The sequence below is a fragment of the Roseivivax sp. CAU 1761 genome (assembly GCF_054482755.1).
Map to the genome: position 1 here is coordinate 15546 of NZ_JBTLRM010000013.1, position 13901 is coordinate 29446.

Genomic DNA, 13901 nt, shown 5'->3' on the forward strand with positions numbered 1-13901 from the left:
GTATCAACTTCATGACTCGTGCAAAGTTCCGTGCTGCGACCTAGCGCAGCACCCGGCCCGGCGCGCCTTCAGGCGCCAGCGCCAGCCACTCGGGCAGCCAGCCCGCGCGCTCCGCGCCGTAGAGCGCCAGGAGCGCCGCCAGCAGCACGAGCAGCAGCGCCACGTTACGCGGGCGCGGCGGCGATTGCGCCCAGCGCCGCATGCGCAGCAGCCAGAGCGGGTTCACGCCTCGGGGAACCGCACCTTGCCGATATGCGGCAGGTTGCGGTTGGCCTGGGCGTAGTCGATGCCGTAGCCCACCACGAACTCGTCGGGGATCTCGAAGCCGGTCCAGTCGGCGCGGATGTCGGTCTCGCGCCGCGACGGCTTGTCGAGCAGGGCGATGGAGCGCAGCTTGCGCGGCTCGCGCGCCTCGAGCATGCGCAGCACCCGGTGGAGCGTGTGCCCGGTATCGACGATGTCCTCCACCACCAGCACGTCGCGGCCGCCGATGGCGGCGCGCAGATCCTTCAGCACCCGGACCTCGCGCGAGGATTCCATGGCGTTGCCGTAGGAGGAGACCTCGAGGAAATCGACCTCCACCGGCAAGTCGAGCTCGCGCACGAGGTCGGCGATGAAGATGAAGGAGCCGCGCAGCAGCCCGACCACGACGAGCTGCTCGGTATCGGAAAATTCGCGGGCGATCTCGCGCGAGAGCGCCTCGATGCGGGCGGCGATGGCCTTGGCCGAGATCATCTCGTCGATGACGTAAGCGCGGTCTGGCATGGTCTTTCCTTGATTTCGCGGCGCGACCATACGACATCCAGCGTCACTGTCACGACGAAACCGGGACCCATGCCGACGCATTCCGAGACCAAGATCCTCCCCTACACGGCGCAACAGATGTACGACCTGGTGGCCGATGTGGGATCCTATCCGAAATTCCTGCCCTGGTGCGCCGCGGCGCGCATCCGTTCGGTGGAGGATCGCGGCGAGAGCAGGGTGATGCTCGCGGACCTGGTGATCAGCTTCAAGGTCTTCCGCGAGACCTTCGGCAGCCGCGTGACGCTCTGGCCCGAGGCCAAGAAGATCGACACCGAATATCTCGACGGCCCGTTCCGCCACATGGAATCGAACTGGTCGTTCCGCGACGTGGAGCGCGGCTGCGAGGTCTCGTTCTACGTCGATTTCGAGTTCCGCAACGCCATGCTGCGCTCGATCATCGGGGTCGTCTTCAACGATGCGATGCAGCGCGTGGTGCGCGCCTTCGAGCGTCGGGCGGCGGAACTCTACGGCTGAGGCCCGGCCCGAGCGATTCGCATGCTCGGGGGCCGGGGCAGGGCGCACTCGCGCCTAGATTGAAGCCTGCCACGTATGGGAAACATCCGGTTTCCGCCGCAATCCAGTCCGGTTTGGCGCCCAATCGACGGGTAATTCTGTCAAAAGGATGACAAACAGAGGACGAACTCATGTTGATCTCTACAACTTCAAGTGTAGTTACCTCGCTCCTGCAATCCCCCCCGCCGGCGCCGGTGGAGGAGATCGAGGATGATGCCGAAGAGGGCGAGTTCCCGCAGGCCTCGCTGAGCGAGGACGACGAAGCGCTGCTGGGCGTGACCGGGACCGGGACCGCCACCGCGCCAGGCGAGGGTACGGCCTCCGGCGCGGTCTCGGCCTCGGACGCCGCCGCCAAGACCTCGGCATCCGGCGCGCTGCGCGTGGCGGCCGCCGACGTGGCGAAGGCGTCGGACACCGACGTCGAGGCCTCCCGGCGCGCGGCCATCGCGCTGCAATCCGAGATGAAGATGAGCTCGGTGATGTCGTCGATCGGCGGAACCACCAGCGTGGCGCTGTCGCAGCTCGGCCTCGACCCGGTGACCCGGACGGGCGGAACCAAGTCCGGTGCCACTCCGGCGGCCTATGGCCTGCTCTCGACCCGCAGCTCCCTGGGCCCGGATGCCCGTGTCTGAGTCATCTCCCCGGCCGGCCGGTCCCGCAACCGGCCGCCGGCCCATGCCGGGACCGGCCGGGGATCGTGGCCGAATTGCGGCGACGCCCCCTCCATCCGGTCCCCGGTGCCGCACCGCAGTATGTGGCATTTGAATACATCAAAGATCCCCGATCCCGCCTAGGTTGCGCCGCTTTGCCCCGGCGAAATGAGCCCACCAAAGGCAAATGGGGATAAAAAAATGAACATCTCTGCACTCTCCAGCATGTTCGCGGCCTACTTCGACCGCGCACGGGAGCAACGCGGCGCCGCGAGCGACGGCGAATCCGCCTCGGCCGCCAAGAGCGGCCCCGCCGCAAAGGCCGCCGCCGAACCCGCCGCCGCGCCGAAGCCGGCCCCGGAGGCCGCGGCCGCGCCGCAGGCCGTGACGCCGCAGGCCGCGCCGGTCGAGACCGCGGTTGCGGTGACTCAGGCGAGCGCCGCCGCGACCGTGGCCGAGACCGCGGCACCCGCCGGACAGGCCGCCAGCGCCGCGGCGCAGGCCGCCGCTGCCGCTGCGCCCGCCGCCGCCGCGGCGGATGCGCCGGGGCAACAGGTGGCCGCGGCCAAGAAGATCGACTCCGCCCTCGTCGATCCCGTTCGCACCGCCGTCCACAAGGCGCTGGATCTGGATTCGGGCCCCGCGGCGCCCGAGGCCGCCGACGATGTCGCGGCATCCCGTCAGCAGGCGCTGGCCATGGCCGAGCGCGCCCGCGCCGAATCGCTGGTGGACCGGATCTCCGGCGCCGGTTCCTCGGCCGCGGGGCTGGTGGCGGCGCGCACCGCCTACGGGGCGGCCGGCACTGACGGCGCGGCCTCCGAAGCCGCGACGTCGCGCCTCTCCGTGGCGGCCTGACCGGCGATCCGGGGCGCGCCGGCGGGGCGCCTCAGCGATCGCCGAGCGCTGCGGCGACCAGGCCGAGGGCGTGCAGCGTCGCCGCCTCGCGGACCCGGGCCCGGCCCAGCGCTCCGAAATCCACCGTTTCGGCCCGGCATTCATGGGGATGGGCCAGGCCGAAACAGACCCGCCCCTCGGGCTTGTGCTCCGAGCCGCCGGGGCCGGCGATGCCGCTGACCGCCACCGCGATGTCGGCGCCCGAGACCCGCCGCGCGCCCAGGGCCATCTCGCGCGCCACCTCCTCGGAGACAGCGCCGCAGCGCTCCAGCGTGGCGGGATCGACGCCGAGAAGCCGGACCTTCGCCGCGTTGGCATAGGTCACGAAGCCGAATTCGAACACCGCCGAGGAGCCCGGCAGATCGGTCAGCGCCGCGGCGATCATGCCGCCGGTGCAGCTTTCCGCCGTGGCGATCCGGAGCCCCGCGGCGCGGGCCGCGTCGAGCACCCGGCGCGCCGCCTCCGGGCTCACAGCATCACCGCGTGCCAGGCCGCCCCCAGCGCGAAGGTGGTGAGCGCCGCGAAGACCCCGGCCACCACGTCGTCGAGCATCACCCCCATGGCCCCGCCCATGCGGTCGGCACGGCCGACCAGCCAGGGCTTGCGGATGTCGTAGATCCGGAAGAACACGAAGGCGGCGATCCAGCCGGGCCAGAGCGCCAGCACGTCGACGCCGGCGAAGCTGGCGCCGTAGGAGACCGGCAGCAGCGCGATCCACTGGCCCACCACCTCGTCGATGACGATCTCGCCCGGGTCCTTCTCGGCCCGGCCGGCGGTGGCGCGGGTCACCGCCCAATGGCCGAGAGCGAAGACCGCCGCGGTGGCCGCCAGGGTCAACGCGATGCCGCCCGCTACGTGCAGCGCCCAGAACAGCGGCAGCGCCGCCGCCGAGCCCCAGGTGCCGGGGCCGGGGCGCAGCAGGCCCACCCCGAAAAGCGTGGCGATGGCCCGGCTCATGCCTGCACCAGCGCGGCGGTGGCGATCGCCGCGATGCCTTCCTCGCGGCCGGTGAAGCCCAGCCGCTCCGAGGTGGTGGCCTTGACCGAGACGCGGTCGAACCCGATGCCGAGCAGCCCGGCCATGACCTTGCGCATGCGCGCGGCATGCGGGCCGACCTTCGGCGCCTCGCAGATCAGCGTGACGTCGAGATTGGCGATGGCGAAGCCGCGCGCCCGCGCCCGCTCGGCGGCATGGCGCAGGAAGATGCCGCTTTCGGCGCCCTTCCATTGCGGGTCCGAGGGCGGGAAGTGCTGGCCGATATCGCCCTCGGCCAGGGCGCCGTAGATGGCGTCGGCGGCGGCGTGCAGGCCGACATCGGCGTCGGAATGGCCGTCGAGCGCGCGGTCATGCGGCACCTGCACGCCGCAGAGCATGACGCCGCTGCCGGTCGCCGCGAAGCGGTGCACGTCGAAGCCGTTGCCCAGCCGTATGTCCATGTCAGGCCTCCAGAATGCGCGCCGCGCGACGGAAATCGGCGGGGCTGGTGATCTTCAGGTTGTCTTCCGAACCCGCGGTGATGACAACCTCGATGCCGGCGCCGCGCGCCACCGCGACATCGTCGGCCGGGCGGGCCTCGGCGGGCAGCGCCCGGTGCGCGGCGAGAATGGCGTCGAAGCGGAAGCCCTGCGGGGTCTGGGCGCGCCACAGCCCCTCGCGGTCGAGCGCGCCGGTGACGCGGCCGGCTTCGGCGGTCCAGAGCGCGTCGGTGACCGGCAGGGCCGGGGCGGCGGCCTCGGCGCCCGCCAGCGCCGCGATCACCGCATCGACGACCTCCGGCGGCAGGCAGGGCCGCGCCACATCGTGGATCAGCACCGCCTCGGGCGGGTCGTCGGCCAGCGCCTCGAGCCCGGCGCGCACCGAGGCGGCGCGGGTGGCGCCGCCCTCGACCAGCCGCACGGCGCGCCGCCCGAGGCAGAGCTCGGCGGCCCGCGCGGCATCGTCGGGATGGATCACCAGGCAGGTCTCGAAAGCGGCGAAGCAATCGAGCGTCCAGGCCGCCACGGTGCGCCCGGCGATCTCCTGCCACTGTTTGGGCAGCGGTCCCCCGGCGCGGGTGCCGCGGCCGGCGGCGACGATCAGGACGGCGAGGCGCATGGCGGTCTCCGGGGCGGTGGCGTCGGCGCCTTCCTAGGCCGCACGCCGCGGTTGCGCAATCGGCGGGCGCTCACTGCCTAAAAAACAGGCATTTGTCCATTCGCTGCGCCGCGGGCGGCGGGCAAAGATTGAACGCCGCCGGTCCGGCCGTTAGCTGGAAGCAACTGCACAAGGAATAGGCGCTTGAGCTTCACCCTCGGAGACCGATTGATCCGTCGCCCGGTCCTGCTGGCCCCGCTGGCCGGCATCACCGACCTGCCGTTCCGCGACCTCGTGAGCCGGTTCGGCGCGGCGCAGGTGGTGTCGGAAATGGTCGCCAGCCAGGAGATGGTGCAGGGCAAGCCCGGGGTGCGCGAGAAGGCCGAGCTGGGCCTCGGCCTCGCCAACACCTCGGTCCAGCTCGCCGGACGCGACCCGCACTGGATGGCCGAGGCGGCGCGCATGGCCGAGGCCGGCGGCGCCCGGGTGATCGACATCAACATGGGCTGCCCGGCCAAGAAGGTGACCGGGGGCTATTCCGGCTCGGCGCTGATGCGCGACCCCGACCACGCCCTGCGCCTGATCGAGGCGGTGGCCGAGGCGGTAGCGGTGCCGGTGACCCTAAAGACCCGGCTGGGCTGGGATTCGGACTGCCTGAATGCGCCCGATCTGGCGCGCCGCGCCGAGGGCGCCGGGGTGGCGATGGTGGTGATCCACGGCCGCACCCGCTGCCAGTTCTACAAGGGCCGGGCCGATTGGGCGGCGATCGCCGAAGTGAAGCGCGCCCTGGGCATTCCGGTGATCGCCAACGGCGACATCACCGATGCCGCCAGCGCCCGCGCCGCGCTCGCCGCCTCGGGCGCCGACGGCGTCATGGTGGGCCGCGGCGCGCAGGGCCGGCCCTGGCTGCTGGCCGCCATCGCGGCCGAACTCTGGGGCGGGCCGGCGCCGCGCGTGCCGGAGGGCGACGCCTTCCTCGACATGGTGGCCGAGCATTACCGCGCCATGCTCGACTTCTACGGCCCGCAGCTCGGCCTGCGCGTCGCGCGCAAGCATCTCGGCTGGTACATGGACGGGGCCGGGACCGCCCCGGATCTGCGCCGCGCCATCCTCACCGCCGCCGCGCCCGGAGAGGTGCTGGCGCGGCTGCCCGAGGCGCTGGGCGCCGCGGAACCGCGGCGGGACGCGGCATGAGCGCGCTGGCCGAGACGGCGATCTGGACCTCGATCCCGGTGCCGGCGCTGATCATCGACGAGGCCGACCGCATCGCCGATCTGAACCCCGCCGGCGAGCTCTTCCTGAACAATTCCGCCAAATGGCTGGTGGGCCAGCCGGTCTGGGACCGGCTCGCCGTCGACGCGCCGCTCGAGGAGAGCCTGCTCCGGGCCCGCGACCACGGCACGCCGCTCTTCGTCAACGATGTCGACATCGGCACCGGCAGCCGCGCCCCGGTGGTCTGCTCGCTGCACATCGCGCCGGTGGCCGGGCGGCCGGGCTGGATGATGCTGCTGATCTCGCCGCGCGAGCTGGCCGGGCGCATGACCCAGAGCCATTCGGTCAAGTCGGCCGCCAAGAGCGCCATCGGCATGGCCGAGATGCTGGCCCACGAGATCAAGAACCCGCTCGCCGGCATCACCGGCGCGGCGCAGCTGCTGTCGATGAATCTCGCCGCCGAGGATCTGGAGCTGACCGACCTGATCGTCGCCGAGACCCGGCGCATCGTGAAGCTGCTCGAACAGGTCGAGCAGTTCGGCAACCTCTCGCCGCCGGAGCGCCGCGCCGTCAACCTGCACGACGTGCTCGACCGGGCGCGGCGCTCGGCGCTGCTGGGCTTCGGCGCGCATATGCGCATCGTCGAGGATTACGACCCGTCGCTGCCGCTGGCGCTGGGCGATCCCGACCAGCTGCTCCAGGTCGTGCTGAACCTCGTCAAGAACGCCTCCGAGGCGGCCGGCACCGAGGGCGGCACGATCCGCCTGCGGACCTTCTACGAGCACAGCTTCCGCCTGCGCCGCGCCGATGGCAGCGGCCAGTCGCTGCCGCTCCAGGTCGAGGTGATCGACGACGGTCCGGGCCTGCCCGAGGACATCAAGGGCGACATCTTCGACCCCTTCGTGTCGGGCCGCGAGAACGGCACCGGGCTGGGGCTCGCCCTGGTTTCCAAGATCATGTCCGACCATGACGGCTGGATTTCCGTGGAAAGCGTCCCCGGCCGGACGCGCTTCCGCCTGTCGCTGCCGCGCGCGCCGCGCGATGCCAAGGAGAAAGACTGATGGATGGCACGGTTCTGGTCGCCGATGACGACCGCACGATCCGCACGGTTCTGACCCAGGCGCTGACCCGGGCGGGCTGCAAGGTCCATGCCACCTCGTCGCTGACCACGCTGATGCGCTGGGTCGGCGAGGGCAAGGGCGACGTGGTGATCTCGGACGTCGTCATGCCGGACGGCAACGGGCTCGAGATGCTGCCCAAGATCCACCACGACCGGCCCGACCTGCCGGTCATCGTGATCTCGGCGCAGAACACCATCATGACGGCGATCCAGGCCGCCGAGGCCGAGGCCTACGACTACCTGCCCAAGCCCTTCGACCTGCCGGACCTGATGAAGCGCACCGCCAAGGCGCTGGAGAACCGCAACCGCGCGCCGGCGCGCGAGGCGCCGGCGATGGGCGCCGACGCCCCCGAGGACCTGCCGCTGGTCGGTAAGACCCCGGCCATGCAGGCGCTCTACCGGCTGGTGGCCAAGGTCATGAACACCGACCTGCCGGTGCTGATCTCGGGCGAGAGCGGCACCGGCAAGTCGCTGATCGCCAAGGCGATCCACGACTTTTCCGACCGCCGCACGCTGCCCTTCGTCACCGTCACCGCCGCCGACCTGTCCGATCTCGAGGGCCCGAGCCGGGTGCTCGCCCGGGTCAAGGGCGGCACCCTGCTGATCGACGAGATCGGCGACATCGAGGCCGAGGTGCAGGCCCGCATCGTGCGCATGATGGACCATTCCGGCGACCACGTGCCGCGCTTCATGGCGACCTCGCAGACCGATCTCGCCACCGGCATGGAGGAGGGCCGCATCCGCCGCGACCTCTATTACCGGCTCTCGGGCGCCACCGTGGCGGTGCCGAGCCTGCGCGAGCGGGTCGAGGACATCGCGCTCCTGACCGAGCATTTCCTCGCCCGGGTGGAGCGCGAGGGCGGGCCCAAGCGCTGGCTCTCGGAGGACGCGGCGGAGCTGTTCCGGGCCTATTCCTGGCCCGGCAACGTGCGGCAGCTGGAAAACGCAGTGCGCCGCCTGTCGCTGACCAGCCGCGCCGAGGAGATCACCCGCTCGGAGGTCGAACTGGTGCTCGGCAACCAGCCCGAGACCGGGCCGATCCTGCGCGGCGGCGAGAGCGAGAAGCTCGGCACCTCGGTGGCGCGCCACCTGCGGCGCTATTTCGACCTGCACGGCGCGCTGCTGCCGCCGCCGGGGCTCTATGGCCGCATCCTCAAAGAGGTCGAGGCGCCGCTGATCGAGATCGCGCTGGAGGCCACCGGCGGCAACCAGGCGAAATGCGCCGACCTGCTGGGGATCAACCGGAACACCCTGAGAAAGAAGATCACCGACCTCGATATTCGCGTGACACGCCGCCGGAAGTTGATGTAAAACCGCAACATAACCGTGGCCCTGCTGCGTCGCCTCCGGGCGGATCGGCGGAGAGACCACAAAGAATGGCGGTTGGCTGCCGCGAGCAGTCCATCAGAACGAGGGGTGGTCGTGGCCACTCGGGCACGAAGTTTTCACTGGAGCCGGCTGGCGCGCCTGCGCCGCCAGCGCCGGGTTCAGAATGCGGCGGCGCTGGGTCTGGTCCTGTTGGGGCCGGTCCTGGCCGGGCTGACCTATTTCGTCCTCGGTCCGTCGGGCGGCGGCGGCAACGCGCTGGCGCTGCGCCTGGTGCTGCTGGCCGACCTCGTCTACGTGCTCTTCCTCGCCGCGCTGGTGCTGAGCCGCGTCGCCGCGCTGATCGCGGCGCGGCGCCGGCAATCGGCGGGCTCGCGGCTGCATCTGCGGCTCACCGGGGTCTTCGCGCTGATGGCGTTGCTGCCCACGGTGACGGTGGCAATCTTCGCCGTGCTGACCATCAATGTCGGGCTCGAAACCTGGTTCTCGACCCGGGTGCAGAACGTCGTCGGGGCCTCGCTGGAGGCGGCCGAGGCCTACGAGGCCGAGCACCGCGCGGCTTTGGGCGAGGATGCCCGGGCGCTGGCCAATTTCCTCGCGGCCAACCGGCGCGCGGCGCCGCTGATGGATGACGGCGAGCTGCGCCAGCTGCTCTCGGCCGGGCAGGCGCAGATCCAGCGCGGCCTGCGCGAGGCCTACGTGATCGACGGCGCGGGCGAGATCCGCGCCCGCGGCGAACGCTCCTACCTGTTCGACTACGAACGCCCCGACGCCGCCACGCTGTCGCGCGCCCGCACCGAGGGGCTGGTCTTCATCGCCGACTGGGACACCGACGAGCTGCGCGCGCTGGTGCCGCTCGAGGCCTTCGCCGACCGCTATCTCTACGTCACCCGGGAGGTCGATGGCGGCATCCTGACTCTGCTCGACGAGACCCAGGAGACGGCGCGCTTCTACCAGCAGCAGGAAAGCGAGCGCGGCCGCAGGCTGTTCGATTTCGCGGTGCTCTATCTCGGCTTCGCGGTGCTTTTGATCCTCGCCGCGGTCTGGCTCGGCCTGTGGTTCGCCGAACGCCTGTCGCGGCCCGTGGGCCGGCTCACCGGGGCGGCGCAGCAGGTCGGCGCCGGCGATCTCGACGTGCAGGTGGCCGAGGATGCGGGCGACGACGAGATCGCCATGCTCGGGCGCTACTTCAACCAGATGACGCGCCAGCTGAAGGGCCAGCGCGACCGTCTGCTGGAAAACACCCGGCAGATCGAGCGGCGCCAGCGGCTCTTCGATTCCGTGCTGACCTCGGTGACCTCCGGGGTGGCCGGGCTCGACGCGGCGGGCCGGGTGACCTTCGCCAACCGCTCGGCCGAGCGGCTGCTCGACTGGGGCGAGGACCGCGCCAGCCTGCCCATCCACGTCGCGGTGCCGGAATTCGGCACCCTGTTCGACCGCCTGCGCGACACCGGCGCCGAGGTCGTGCAGGAGGAGGTCAAGGTCAGCCGCGACGGCCGCCTCGAACACCTGCTGGTGCGGATGTCGACGCGGCGCCGCGAGGATGGCGGGCTCGAGGGCTACGTGGTGGCCTTCGACGACGTCACCGACCTCGTCAGCGCGCAGCGCATGGCGGCCTGGGGCGACGTGGCGCGGCGCATCGCGCACGAGATCAAGAACCCGCTGACGCCGATCCAGCTCTCCGCCGAGCGCATCAAGCGCAAGTTCCGCCGCGCCCTCGACGCCGAGGATGCCGAGCGGCTGGACCAGATGACCGAGGTCATCGTGCGCCAGACCGGCGACCTGCGCCGCATCGTCGACGAGTTCTCCAAGTTCGCCCGCATGCCGGAACCGCAGCGCAAGCCCGAGGACCTGTCGGAGCTGCTGCGCGGCGCGGTGCTGCTGCAGGAGACCGGCCAGCCCGGGGTGCATTTCGAGACCGAGATCGCCGCCGGCCCGGTGCGCGCCGAGCTCGACGCCACGATGATCAGCCAGGCGCTCACCAACCTGATCAAGAATGCCGGCGAGGCCATCGAGACGCTGCGCGAGGAGGGCGCGCCCGAGGGCCACCGCCCGACCATCCGGGTCGAGCTCGAGGCCGAGGAGGGCGGCGCGGTGATCCGCATCATGGACAACGGCATCGGCCTGCCCGAGGACCGCGCGCGGCTCTTCGAGCCCTACGTGACGACCCGCGACAGCGGCACCGGGCTCGGCCTGCCGATCGTCAAGAAGATCATCGAGGAACATGGCGGCACCCTGGTCCTGGAGGACGCGCCCCGCTTCGGCGGTGCGGCGCATCCCGGGGCCGCGGCGGTGATCCGCCTGCCGCTGGCCGGGCCCGACCCGGCGGCACGCGACATCAAACAGGTAGAAACGGTTTGAGGAGGTAGAGATATGGGCGACATCCTGATCGTGGACGACGAGCGCGACATCCGCGAACTGATCGGCGACATCCTGGAGGACGAGGGCTACGCCACCCGGCTGGCCGGCAATTCCAGCGAGGCCATGGCCGCGATCAACGCCGAGCCGCCGGCGCTGCTGATCCTCGACATCTGGCTGAAGGACAGCAAGATGGACGGGATCGACATCCTCAAGACCGTCAAGCGCGACAATCCCGACATCCCGGTGGTCATCATCTCCGGCCACGGCAACATCGAGATCGCCGTGGCGGCGATCAAGCAGGGCGCCTACGACTTCATCGAGAAGCCGTTCAACATCGACCAGCTGCTGGTGGTGATCCGCCGCGCCATGGAGACCTCGCGGCTGCGGCGCGAGAACCTGACGCTGAAGCGGCGCGAGACCCAGGCAGCCGAGATGATCGGCGAAAGCCACGCCTTCCGCGGCCTGCTGAGCCAGCTCGACAAGGTCACCAAGTCGAACGGCCGGGTCATGCTGACCGGCCCGGCGGGCTCCGGCAAGGAGGTGGCGGCGCGCTACATCCACGCCCATTCGGCGCGCGCCCAGGGGCCCTTCGTCACCGTCGCCGCGGCCTCGGTCCGGCCCGACACCATGGAGGAGGTGCTGTTCGGCCGCGAGACGCCCGAGCGCGGGGTCGAGCCGGGCCTGCTGGAGCAGGCGCATGGCGGCGTGATCTATTTCGACGAGGTCGCCGACATGCCGCTCGGCACCCAGTCGAAGATGCTGCGGGTGCTGGTCGACCAGTCCTTCCAGCGCGTCGGCGGCGCCGACAAGGTGCGGGTCGACCTGCGGGTGATCTCCTCGACCACCCGCGATCTGGAGACCGAGATCGCCGCCGGGCGGTTCCGCCAGGAGCTGTTCCACCGGCTCAACGTGGTGCCGATCCGGGTGCCCAGCCTCGAGGACCGGCGCGAGGACATCCCGCGCCTGGCGCAGCACTTCATCGAGGCCTGCAACCAGAGCCAGGGCCTGCCGCTGCGCGAGCTCTCCGAGGATGCGGTGGCGCTGCTGCAGACGATGGTCTGGCCGGGCAACGTGCGCCAGCTCAAGAACCTGATCGAGCGGGTGCTGATCCTGGGCGAATCCACCGGTGCCATCGAGGCGCGCGAATTGCCGCGCGACGGCGCCGGCGGCGGCGGCGAGGAGGACCGGGTGATCCTCTCCGGCACGCTGGCCACGCTGCCGCTGCGCGAAGCCCGCGAGGCCTTCGAGCGGGAATATCTCCTGACCCAGATCAACCGCTTCGGCGGCAATATCAGCCGCACCGCGAGCTTCGTCGGCATGGAGCGCTCGGCGCTGCACCGCAAGCTCAAGAGCCTCGGCGTGGTCACCACCTCGAAGGGCGGGGCGCGGGTCGCCACGCTCGAGGAGGAGGGCGGCGCCGAGGACGGCCAGCCGGAAGCGCAGCGGCGCGCCTCCTGAGCGCGCCGCGGCGCCGGGGCCGCAGCCGGCCCGGCGCCGCTGCGGCCCAGATTGACCGCCGCGCCGGGGCGTGCCAGATCCGGAACCCGGGTCCACCGCGAAAAGGCGTGCCATGAAGGTCATTATCTGCGGCGCCGGCCAGGTGGGCTGGCAGATCGCGCGGCATCTTTCGGGCGAGCGCAACGACGTCACCGTGGTCGACAGCAATGCCGACCTGGTGCGCCGCGCCACCGACACGCTCGACGTGCAGGGCATCGCCGGCTTCGCCTCCTATCCCGACGTGCTCGACCGGGCCGGAGCGGAGGATGCCGACATGATCATCGCCGCGACCTATTCCGACGAGGTCAACATGGTCACCTGCCAGGTGGCCCATTCGGTGTTCTCGATCCCGCGCAAGATCGCCCGGCTGCGCGCCAAGTCCTACCTGACGGCGATCTATTCCGACCTCTACCGCCGCGACCACATGCCGATCGACGTGGTGATCAGCCCCGAGCGCGAGGTCGCCGACGCCGCCCTGCAGCGGCTGGCCCTGCCGGCCGCCTTCGACACCGAGAGCTTCCTCGACGGGCGGGCGCAGCTCCTGGGCGTCACCATCGACGACGGCTGCCCGATCGTGAACACGCCGCTGCGCCAGCTCACCGATCTGTTCTCGACCCTGCGCGCGGTGGTGGTCGGGGTGATCCGCGAGGAGCGGCTCTTCGCACCCGAGCCGCGCGACCAGCTCTTCGCCGGCGACAGCGCCTATTTCATGTGCCACCGCGACGACATCCCGCGGCTTCTGGAGATCCTCGGCAAGCCTCATCGCCGGCAGGAGCGGATCGTGCTGATCGGCGGCGGCAATGTCGGCCTGATGGTGGCGCGCGAGCTGGAAACCCGCGAGGAGCGCATCCGCGCCAAGGTCATCGAGAGCGACCGCCGGGTCGCCGAGCGCGCCGCCGAGACGCTGGAGAAGACCATCGTGCTGCACGGCGACGGGCTCGATGCCGGGCTGCTGGCCGAGGCCAGCATCGACCGCGCCGACGCGGTGCTCTGCATCACCGACGACGACAAGACCAACATGCTGGCCGCTGTGCGCGCCAAGGCCGCCGGCTGCCGCATGGCGATCGCGCTGATCAACGATCCCACGCTGGCCTCGCTGATGGAGCCGCTGGGCATCGACGCCTTCATCAATCCCCGCTCCACCACCGTGAGCTCGATCCTGCGCCACATCCGCCACGGCCGGGTGCGCGCGGTCTATTCCATCGGCGATGGCGAGGCCGAGGTCATCGAGGCCGAGGTGCTGTCGACCTCGCCGATCTCGGGCCAGCGGGTGCGCGACATCGCCTTCCCCGAAGGCGTGCTGATCGGCGCCGTGGCGCGCGGCGACGAGGTCGTCAAGATCACCGGATCGTTGAGGATCGAGGAGGGCGACCTGATCGTGCTCTTCGCGATGGCCAAGGACGTGCCGGAGGTCGAACGGCTCCTGCAGGTCTCGATCGACTTCTTCTGAG

Annotated in this window: 15 protein-coding genes; 9 read left to right on the forward strand and 6 right to left on the reverse strand. The window is 71.1% G+C overall.

Annotated features, from left to right (window positions below; genetic code table 11):
• Positions 1–40: 40 nt before the first annotated feature.
• Positions 41–226 (reverse strand): hypothetical protein, encoded by a 186-nt coding sequence (locus ACXYMW_RS09900; RefSeq protein WP_459035154.1) that lies wholly within the window; start codon positions 224–226, stop codon positions 41–43.
• The gene (hpt, locus tag ACXYMW_RS09905) at positions 223–765 is read right to left on the reverse strand and encodes a hypoxanthine phosphoribosyltransferase (RefSeq protein WP_459035155.1); all 543 of its coding nucleotides are present in this window, start codon (positions 763–765) and stop codon (positions 223–225) included. The genes ACXYMW_RS09900 and hpt overlap by 4 nt, the downstream gene beginning before the upstream one ends.
• A gap of 69 nt (positions 766–834) precedes the next feature.
• Between hpt and ACXYMW_RS09910 the strand changes: the two genes are divergently transcribed.
• From ACXYMW_RS09910 to ACXYMW_RS09920, 3 genes are all read left to right on the forward strand, one after another.
• Positions 835–1278: a type II toxin-antitoxin system RatA family toxin gene (locus ACXYMW_RS09910; protein WP_459035156.1), complete on the forward strand. Its 444-nt coding sequence runs from the start codon at positions 835–837 to the stop codon at positions 1276–1278.
• Between the two features lie 170 nt (positions 1279–1448).
• The gene (locus ACXYMW_RS09915) at positions 1449–1949 is read left to right on the forward strand and encodes a hypothetical protein (RefSeq protein ID WP_459035157.1); all 501 of its coding nucleotides are present in this window, start codon (positions 1449–1451) and stop codon (positions 1947–1949) included.
• Between the two features lie 243 nt (positions 1950–2192).
• Positions 2193–2822: a hypothetical protein gene (locus ACXYMW_RS09920; protein WP_459035158.1), complete on the forward strand. Its 630-nt coding sequence runs from the start codon at positions 2193–2195 to the stop codon at positions 2820–2822.
• A 31-nt stretch (positions 2823–2853) separates the two neighbouring features.
• On the opposite strand, the gene ACXYMW_RS09925 is transcribed toward ACXYMW_RS09920, so the two are convergent.
• The 4 genes from ACXYMW_RS09925 to ispD are packed head-to-tail and all read right to left on the reverse strand — an operon-like array spanning position 2854 to position 4955.
• Positions 2854–3333 carry a CinA family protein gene (locus tag ACXYMW_RS09925; protein WP_459035159.1) on the reverse strand — a complete coding sequence of 160 codons (480 nt, stop codon included), beginning with the start codon at positions 3331–3333 and terminating at the stop codon, positions 2854–2856.
• Positions 3330–3818, reverse strand: coding sequence for a phosphatidylglycerophosphatase A family protein (locus ACXYMW_RS09930; RefSeq protein ID WP_459035160.1), 489 nt, complete (start codon positions 3816–3818; stop codon positions 3330–3332). The genes ACXYMW_RS09925 and ACXYMW_RS09930 overlap by 4 nt, the downstream gene beginning before the upstream one ends.
• Complete coding sequence (gene ispF, locus ACXYMW_RS09935; RefSeq protein ID WP_459035161.1) at positions 3815–4297, reverse strand: 2-C-methyl-D-erythritol 2,4-cyclodiphosphate synthase; 483 nt, start codon at positions 4295–4297, stop codon at positions 3815–3817. The genes ACXYMW_RS09930 and ispF overlap by 4 nt, the downstream gene beginning before the upstream one ends.
• 1 nt (position 4298) lies before the next feature.
• Positions 4299–4955: a 2-C-methyl-D-erythritol 4-phosphate cytidylyltransferase gene (ispD, locus tag ACXYMW_RS09940; protein ID WP_459035162.1), complete on the reverse strand. Its 657-nt coding sequence runs from the start codon at positions 4953–4955 to the stop codon at positions 4299–4301.
• A gap of 183 nt (positions 4956–5138) precedes the next feature.
• Here ispD and dusB point away from each other — a divergent pair, with 183 nt between their 5' ends.
• The 6 genes from dusB (at position 5139) to trkA (ending at position 13900) form a co-directional block, all read left to right on the forward strand.
• Positions 5139–6128, forward strand: a complete 990-nt coding sequence (gene dusB, locus ACXYMW_RS09945) for a tRNA dihydrouridine synthase DusB (protein ID WP_459035163.1) — start codon at positions 5139–5141, stop codon at positions 6126–6128.
• The gene (locus tag ACXYMW_RS09950) at positions 6125–7207 is read left to right on the forward strand and encodes a two-component system sensor histidine kinase NtrB (protein ID WP_459035164.1); all 1083 of its coding nucleotides are present in this window, start codon (positions 6125–6127) and stop codon (positions 7205–7207) included. The genes dusB and ACXYMW_RS09950 overlap by 4 nt, the downstream gene beginning before the upstream one ends.
• On the forward strand, positions 7207–8577 hold the full coding sequence (locus ACXYMW_RS09955) for a response regulator (protein WP_459035165.1): 1371 nt from the start codon (positions 7207–7209) through the stop codon (positions 8575–8577). Before ACXYMW_RS09950 ends, ACXYMW_RS09955 begins: the two co-directional genes overlap by 1 nt.
• Before the next feature lie 111 nt (positions 8578–8688).
• Positions 8689–10953: a sensor histidine kinase NtrY-like gene (locus ACXYMW_RS09960; protein ID WP_459035166.1), complete on the forward strand. Its 2265-nt coding sequence runs from the start codon at positions 8689–8691 to the stop codon at positions 10951–10953.
• Between the two features lie 12 nt (positions 10954–10965).
• Positions 10966–12411 carry a nitrogen assimilation response regulator NtrX gene (gene ntrX, locus ACXYMW_RS09965; protein ID WP_459035167.1) on the forward strand — a complete coding sequence of 482 codons (1446 nt, stop codon included), beginning with the start codon at positions 10966–10968 and terminating at the stop codon, positions 12409–12411.
• 112 nt (positions 12412–12523) lie between these two features.
• Positions 12524–13900: a Trk system potassium transporter TrkA gene (trkA, locus tag ACXYMW_RS09970; RefSeq protein WP_459035168.1), complete on the forward strand. Its 1377-nt coding sequence runs from the start codon at positions 12524–12526 to the stop codon at positions 13898–13900.
• Position 13901: the final 1 nt, after the last annotated feature.